Annotated in this window: 6 protein-coding genes; 2 read left to right on the top strand and 4 right to left on the bottom strand. The window is 47.6% G+C overall.

The features are described 5' to 3' along the window. Window positions 1–298 precede the first annotated feature (298 nt). The 3 genes from RM811_RS02775 to RM811_RS02785 all read right to left on the bottom strand — a co-directional run bounded on the left by RM811_RS02775 (window position 299) and on the right by RM811_RS02785 (window position 3287). On the bottom strand, window positions 299–1066 hold the full coding sequence (locus RM811_RS02775; RefSeq protein ID WP_402520545.1) for a MipA/OmpV family protein: 768 nt from the start codon (window positions 1064–1066) through the stop codon (window positions 299–301). A gap of 128 nt (window positions 1067–1194) precedes the next feature. Next, complete coding sequence (locus tag RM811_RS02780; RefSeq protein WP_402520547.1) at window positions 1195–2616, bottom strand: sensor histidine kinase; 1422 nt, start codon at window positions 2614–2616, stop codon at window positions 1195–1197. Further along, window positions 2616–3287 carry a response regulator transcription factor gene (locus RM811_RS02785; RefSeq protein ID WP_402520549.1) on the bottom strand — a complete coding sequence of 224 codons (672 nt, stop codon included), beginning with the start codon at window positions 3285–3287 and terminating at the stop codon, window positions 2616–2618. The genes RM811_RS02780 and RM811_RS02785 overlap by 1 nt, the downstream gene beginning before the upstream one ends. Before the next feature lie 172 nt (window positions 3288–3459). On the opposite strand from RM811_RS02785, the gene RM811_RS02790 reads away from it, so the two are divergent. Both RM811_RS02790 and tnpC read left to right on the top strand, forming a co-directional pair. Beyond that, complete coding sequence (locus tag RM811_RS02790; protein WP_402520551.1) at window positions 3460–4728, top strand: alpha/beta hydrolase; 1269 nt, start codon at window positions 3460–3462, stop codon at window positions 4726–4728. Between the two features lie 112 nt (window positions 4729–4840). Next, window positions 4841–5812: an IS66 family transposase gene (tnpC, locus tag RM811_RS02795; RefSeq protein WP_402520553.1), complete on the top strand. Its 972-nt coding sequence runs from the start codon at window positions 4841–4843 to the stop codon at window positions 5810–5812. Here the strand turns inward: tnpC and RM811_RS02800 are convergent. After that, window positions 5786–6101 (bottom strand): transposase (locus RM811_RS02800; RefSeq protein WP_402520555.1); only part of this gene is annotated, 316 nt, incomplete at its 5' end. The two genes, tnpC and RM811_RS02800, sit on opposite strands and share 27 nt — an antisense overlap.

Consider the following 6101-nt stretch of genomic DNA (forward strand, 5'->3'; position numbering starts at 1 on the left):
TACATCCCTTGCTACACTTAGCTTGCAGGCTATAAATAGTGATTTCTTTTTTGCACCTACTGAGTGCATTTTTGGATAATCAAAAAAACAGCATTTTTCATGGATCAATAATTACAGAGCCTTTACGGCAGAAGGGTTTCCGGATTTTCCAATTTCTTGGGATTAATTAAGAAGTCACGGATTCGGTTGTTGCAAGCGCTTGTCCGTCGTGGTTTTCATCAATAGTCTGGCAAAGAAGCAGAGACCGCCAAATTCAATTGCCAAATTCAATCAGCAGCCTCTGATCATTGGCCGCTGTTCAGAAAATGTAAGCAATTCCCATAGCTACGGATGCCTGATTATTGCTATCGACTAATACGCTGTCTTTAGCGGCACTGCTGAAGCGTGTATAGCTGGCCTGTCCCATTACTATCCACTGCGGACTCAGCTCATAGCTGGCAGTCATCGCTAATCCCATATCAACGCCGGAATCGGCATCATAAGCAGTCAGCAGGCTGTTTTTACTGGCTTCGTCCTCATCAATACCGAAGTAATAATCGTTGTAGGACGCACTGCGGTAAGCCAGAGAAATTGCAGGTTCAAGGCTTAACTTATCGGTGATTTGATACGCTTTGGCCAGTTCCATTTCAACGCTGTAACTGGATTCAGTGTCTTGCAACAGGGACGTTGAAAGTTCAGCCCACTGCATGTCGTAAGCCAGGGTGATACCGTAGCCGAAACCACTGTCACGATCTTCCAGTCCGTCGTAAAGGCGACTGTTGTCATCTGCATCAGCGACCTCAAAGCCCTCGCCCATGTCCATGGTAAGTACCGGAGATAATGACCAGTTGTCCCCTGAAAACAGGGTATAACCCACAGATTCATGACGAACCCAGAAATCACCGTAGTCAAAGGAGACAATGACGGCAGGATTGATTTCAGCATCCATATCCTGGTAGATGCTGCTTTCGTATTGAACTCCAAGTCCTACAACCACAGGGTTTTCATTTTCCTGAGCCCAGACTGCAGAAGTGAATGAACAGGCGCCCAGCAGGCAGGTGGCAACAACAGAAGAACGTAGTTTCATTATTTTCCTAATAAATGATGATGAAGTACTGTCGTTATATGTTCGCGGGTTGCCTGTGATCAGCCGGTGACTATTATGTGACCAAACTGTGAAAACAGAAAAAACAGGTTGAGTGGCTCGTTGCAACATCAATCCCTGACAATTTCATCAAAGGTTATCCTGATGCTGGCGCCACTATTATTCTGATCACTCTCCTGATCGGACCAGTTACGGATGGTTAATGTCCAGCCACGGTATTGGCATATACGCTGGACAATATTCAAGCCAAGGCCAAGGCCACTGGCGTGATCGGTCTGGTAGGGTTTCAGTAACTGTGGCAGAGACTGTTCATTAAATCCCGGGCCAGTATCCCTGATCTCAAGGCTGTCACTGTCAGCACTGATTTCTATAAAGCCGGATTCGGTATATTGATAGGCATTACGCACCAGGTTATCAACAAGAATGGCGATTAGCTGAGCAGGAAGGTGAATACAGAGCTGGTCATCCACCGCATTGATGGCGGTCACTGAGGTGTTTTTAGCAAGATAGTCATGCTTGTCTATTGAGTTCTGAACCATGTCAGCAAGCCTGACGGAAACGGAAGCTTCGCCCACCGACTCGTCCCGACCCAGTAACAGAAAACTGCTCACCAGATGGGCCATGTTTTTATTGGCCCGTGATATTCGCATTAATAGTTGCTGCATTTTTGGATGCTGACTCTCCTTCAGCAGACTGATTAATTCAATCGCCATGGAAATATTGGTGATGGGGGTGCGAAGTTCGTGGCTGGCATCCCGGGTAATATGCTTCTCCCGTTCGACTAACTGATTGATGCGGTCAAGCAGAGCGTTAATACGGTTGGCTAAAGAACCCACCTGGTCCTGATAATATTTACGGGTAAGCCTGCTGTGATCGGAAAAATCAATCGTGTCCAGATCCTGCTCAAGTCGGGTCAGCGGGGCTACTACAAAGTGAGTGACGCCCAAACCGGTAATTAGGGCCAGAACCAGTGTCAGGAAAGCAAAAATTGCTATTTTTAAGGCAATTTTCCAGCCACTATCGGTATCAGAGCGACTGAAATTGCTGATATCAACCAGATAATAAAAGTAGCGAGGAGACGCTTTATCCGTTGTCAGTGGGGTTCGGACTATATGGACACTGCGGGCTCCGTCGGAGAACTCGAAAATAGAAGAGCCCTGTTGTGTAATTGTAATGTAGTCATCAACCAGTGGGGACTGGCTTAATGTGTCTGGAAGCTGTTTATCCTGCCGGTGAGACTCTGAACCGGCCATTAACAGCTTAAGTACCTGCTGATCATCACCCACCAGGTATCGACCATTGATATCCATATTCTCCAGCAACTGCGGGTCTTGCTGATACAGTGACAGCAGCTGTTCTGCCCTAAGGGTGATATGCCAGTTAAACAGCGTATCCTCACTGAGCTCCCTGGTCAGATTCAGGAAAAAGACGAAGCCGATATTGACCGCCATCGCAAAAAAAATACAGGCGGCAATAATCCGTAGCCTGAGGCTGTTCAGAAACATCATCCGGAGTCTTTTATTTCCCATCATTATTTTTCTACCATGCGGAAACCCCGTCCCGGAACCGTATGAATCAGGGGGGGATCAAAAGGTTTATCGATGAGTTGGCGAAGTTTGTATATATGGCTTCTCAGGGAGTCGCTGTCAGGAACCGAATCGCCCCATAACTGGTATTCAAGAGTTTCCCGGGTGACCACATTGGGGCTCTCTTTCAGCAGTGTCAGCAACAGTTTGTAATTGTTGGGTGAGAGCTGAATATCAATACCGTTGCGGGTGACTTCCAGGGTATCCATATTAATAGTCAGGTCAGCCAGTGCTAACCGCTTTGCATTGTTGCTAAAAGTACGTCGGCAGACAGCCTGCAGGCGAGCGTGCAGTTCCTTCAGTTCAAAAGGTTTAACAAGATAGTCGTCGCCCCCGGAAGCAAAGCCGGCCAGTTTATCATCCAGAGTATCCCGGGCCGTTAGAAACAAAACGGGCTTGTGGTCATGTCTGGTTTTGCGCAGGGTTTGACAGAGTTCCAGTCCATTCATACCCGGCATGGCAATATCCAGAATATAAATATCGTATTCGTGGTTGGTGGCCAGATTCAGGCCGGTCAGGCCGTCGTAGGCAAAATCACAGGTGTAGCCCTGAAACTCCAGGTAGTCCGCAATGCTGGCGGTGATATCGATATTATCTTCTACTAATAAAATGCGCATGATGTGCTCGCCTGGAAACTGCCCAAAATAAGTTCTATTGACCACAGAGGCTGTGATCTTTTTGTGAATACCCGTTGGCGATTTTTTGCAGAGAAAAATCAATTCACAGTCTGTTCACGCTCACAAGCATAGGCTTGCCTCACTGATATGTTAATGGATTCGGGTTTTGACGATGAACACAAGAAAGCTCCTGCTAATAACACCTTTGATGCTTGGACTGGCGGCGGCCTGTCAGGCAGAAACAACGTCAGCTGTTGTAGAGAATAATCTTCAGCAGCATAAAAACTTTCGGGCTGAACTGGATTTTAGCAACCAGAATGAGTGGTATCGGGAGCTGAGAATCAGTGACTGGAAATCCCTGGGATTGATTGAGGCGGACTTGCAGAGCGTACTGCCACGCATTCACGGTGATGGCCCACTGCGAGACAGCACTAATGAGAATAACGCAGGACAATGGACGTTTGAATGGAGTCGACAGGCTGTCAGCGTTGCGCTTATAGCGGATAAAGAATCGCGAAAAACCAAGGCTGCGGAACTCTATCAGAGAGCATCCACCCTATATCTGATTGCCTCATATCCAAACCTTCTGACGGATCATGAACAGGCAGCGTTGGCCAAGTCAGTGACCTTTTACATTAAGGCAGCCCAACTAAAGGGTGAACGGGTCTCGGCAGTACGATTGCCATTAAGTTCAGGAGGGTCGGTTAACGGTCTGCTACACCTGCCGACTCAGGTAACTCAGGTAACCGGGGTAATAAAGAGCAGAGCGGAGAATTGGCCGGTGGTGCTATGGAGCGGAGGCTCAGACATAACTTTGGTAGAGCATAAGCGTTCAATTGCAGACTATGTGGCAGAGGGTTACGGGGTGGTCACCTTTGACATTCCGGGGGGAGGCTTGAATAAAGGATTAAAAATACAGCCCGGCAAGGAGTCGCAAGTTCATGATGCCGCACTGCAGTTCGTCAGGGAATCGCCCATTCTGGATGAAAACCGGGTAGCGGCACTGACCTCCTCCGCCGGCGGCGTCAGTCTGATGGAATTTACCCTGAAAAACCCTCAACTGAAAGCCGTAGTAGCCCGCTGTACTCTGGTGGACGGGGTGTTAACTGAACCGGACAAAATTCAGTTTCTGCCTGACATGACTGTGGACTCATTTTTAGCCCGACTTGGGGTAAACTATCAAACCCTGGATAACCCCGGTGTTATTACAAGGCCATTGTCGCTGAAGACAAAAGGCTATTTTGATGGACAGACAAGAACTGATGTTCCCCTGCTGGTCATTAATACCAAGGATGACCCGATAGCCTCTCCAAAAGATATGCAGGCAACCGCAGCGATGTCATCCCGTGGGGAGGTTGCTTACTTTGGGGAAAGAGGGCATTGCCCGGAAAGCGATGCGGCAGAAAGCAGGATTTACGCATTTATCACCGGTCAACTGTAGGTCTGCAACCTGGGAGCCTGACCGAGAAAAGAATAGAAAAGAATAAAAGAATAGGTAAATGAATAGGACACCCACAAAAATATCCATACTATTTCCATGGATAAATTTATGGATGTCCTGTTCGCACAAGGCAATGGCCATCTATCTAAACCAACATCATTTTGTTCCATTTTTGAGAGTTTCAGAGTTTTTTAATACGGTCTATAACATGAGCCTCAGTGCGGGCAGTGTCGTAAATTTTGTAAAAAAAACGCATAAAAATCTTAAATCTACCGAGCAGGTGATTCGCGATGCCTTGCTGGATACTCCGGTTGCTGGCGCTGATGAGACCGGCATGCGGGCCAAAGGCTCCCTTCATTGGCTACATATCATGCGGGATGAGCAATGGACACTCTACTACCTGTCTGAAAAACGGGGTTGTAAGGCAATGGATGCCATGGGCATTCTGCTTACTTTTGCCGGAGTACTGGTTCATGACCATTGGAAACCCTACTTTACTTATGCGGCAGTGCATGTTCTTTGCAATGCCCATCATTTGAGGGAACTCCAGGGCGTTGTCGACAGAGATGGCAATCACCTGGCCTTGCGCATGATGAAATTGCTCAGGCTTTCCTGGCATTACTGTAAGGGCTTCAAAACAGTTGGTATGACGCAAATGCCAAGCGTTGTGCGTGACCGGATTGAGGATATTTATGACCGAATCCTTAAGCGGGCACTAGCGAAAGAAGCCGCCTACATGGAGAAACAACGACAGGAGATTGGGCGTAAGAAGGTTAAGAATACCAAGGCTTACAACCTCTTTAAGCGACTCAGTGAGTTCAAGGTAGAAACCCTGCGTTACCTGTCCGACTTCTCAATTCCTTTCGATAACAATGGCAGCGAACGAGATGTCAGGATGGCCAAGCTAAAACAGAAAATCTCAGGCTGCTTCAGAAGTGATGACGGCAGTTCCATGTTTGCACGGATTCGCAGCTATTTGTCGTCTGCTAAAAAACAGGGAATGAATATATTTCGTAAGTTCTCAAAAACTGCTGGCTACACCATACGACAGTTGACGTTAAGTTCCTTCGATCAGGCTACTTAATCTCGGAAATAACCCATCGCCCGTTAGTCGGCTTTTCAGATAATCCCAAAAAGAGAGACCATACAGGCGACACGTTTTCTTCAGGCTGGCAAAAGTGTCGCGACTTTGCCGCCCTGCATCGCTTCTCGTCCCTCCGCTGATTTTACGGCGTTTGACGTGTTCCCGTATTTGGCTTTCGCTGAGGTTGTTGTGTAATGGCAGACTTGGATCATCCAGGACTTCCAAGAGCTCTTTTTCAATCTTGGCCAGCCCTTCCAGAGCATCCTGTATGGGCTTACAGCCTGTATCT

The organism is Endozoicomonas sp. (genome assembly GCF_031844845.1).
Lineage (GTDB): Bacteria > Pseudomonadota > Gammaproteobacteria > Pseudomonadales > Endozoicomonadaceae > Endozoicomonas.

Bases quoted from the DNA above. Each gene is read 5' to 3' on its own strand.
- RM811_RS02775 (WP_402520545.1), bottom strand. From the start codon at position 1,066: ATGAAACTACGTTCTTCTGTTGTTGCCACCTGCCTGCTGGGCGCCTGT.
- RM811_RS02780 (WP_402520547.1), bottom strand. From the start codon at position 2,616: ATGATGGGAAATAAAAGACTCCGGATGATGTTTCTGAACAGCCTCAGG.
- RM811_RS02785 (WP_402520549.1), bottom strand. From the start codon at position 3,287: ATGCGCATTTTATTAGTAGAAGATAATATCGATATCACCGCCAGCATT.
- RM811_RS02790 (WP_402520551.1), top strand. From the start codon at position 3,460: ATGAACACAAGAAAGCTCCTGCTAATAACACCTTTGATGCTTGGACTG.
- tnpC (WP_402520553.1), top strand. From the start codon at position 4,841: ATGTCCTGTTCGCACAAGGCAATGGCCATCTATCTAAACCAACATCAT.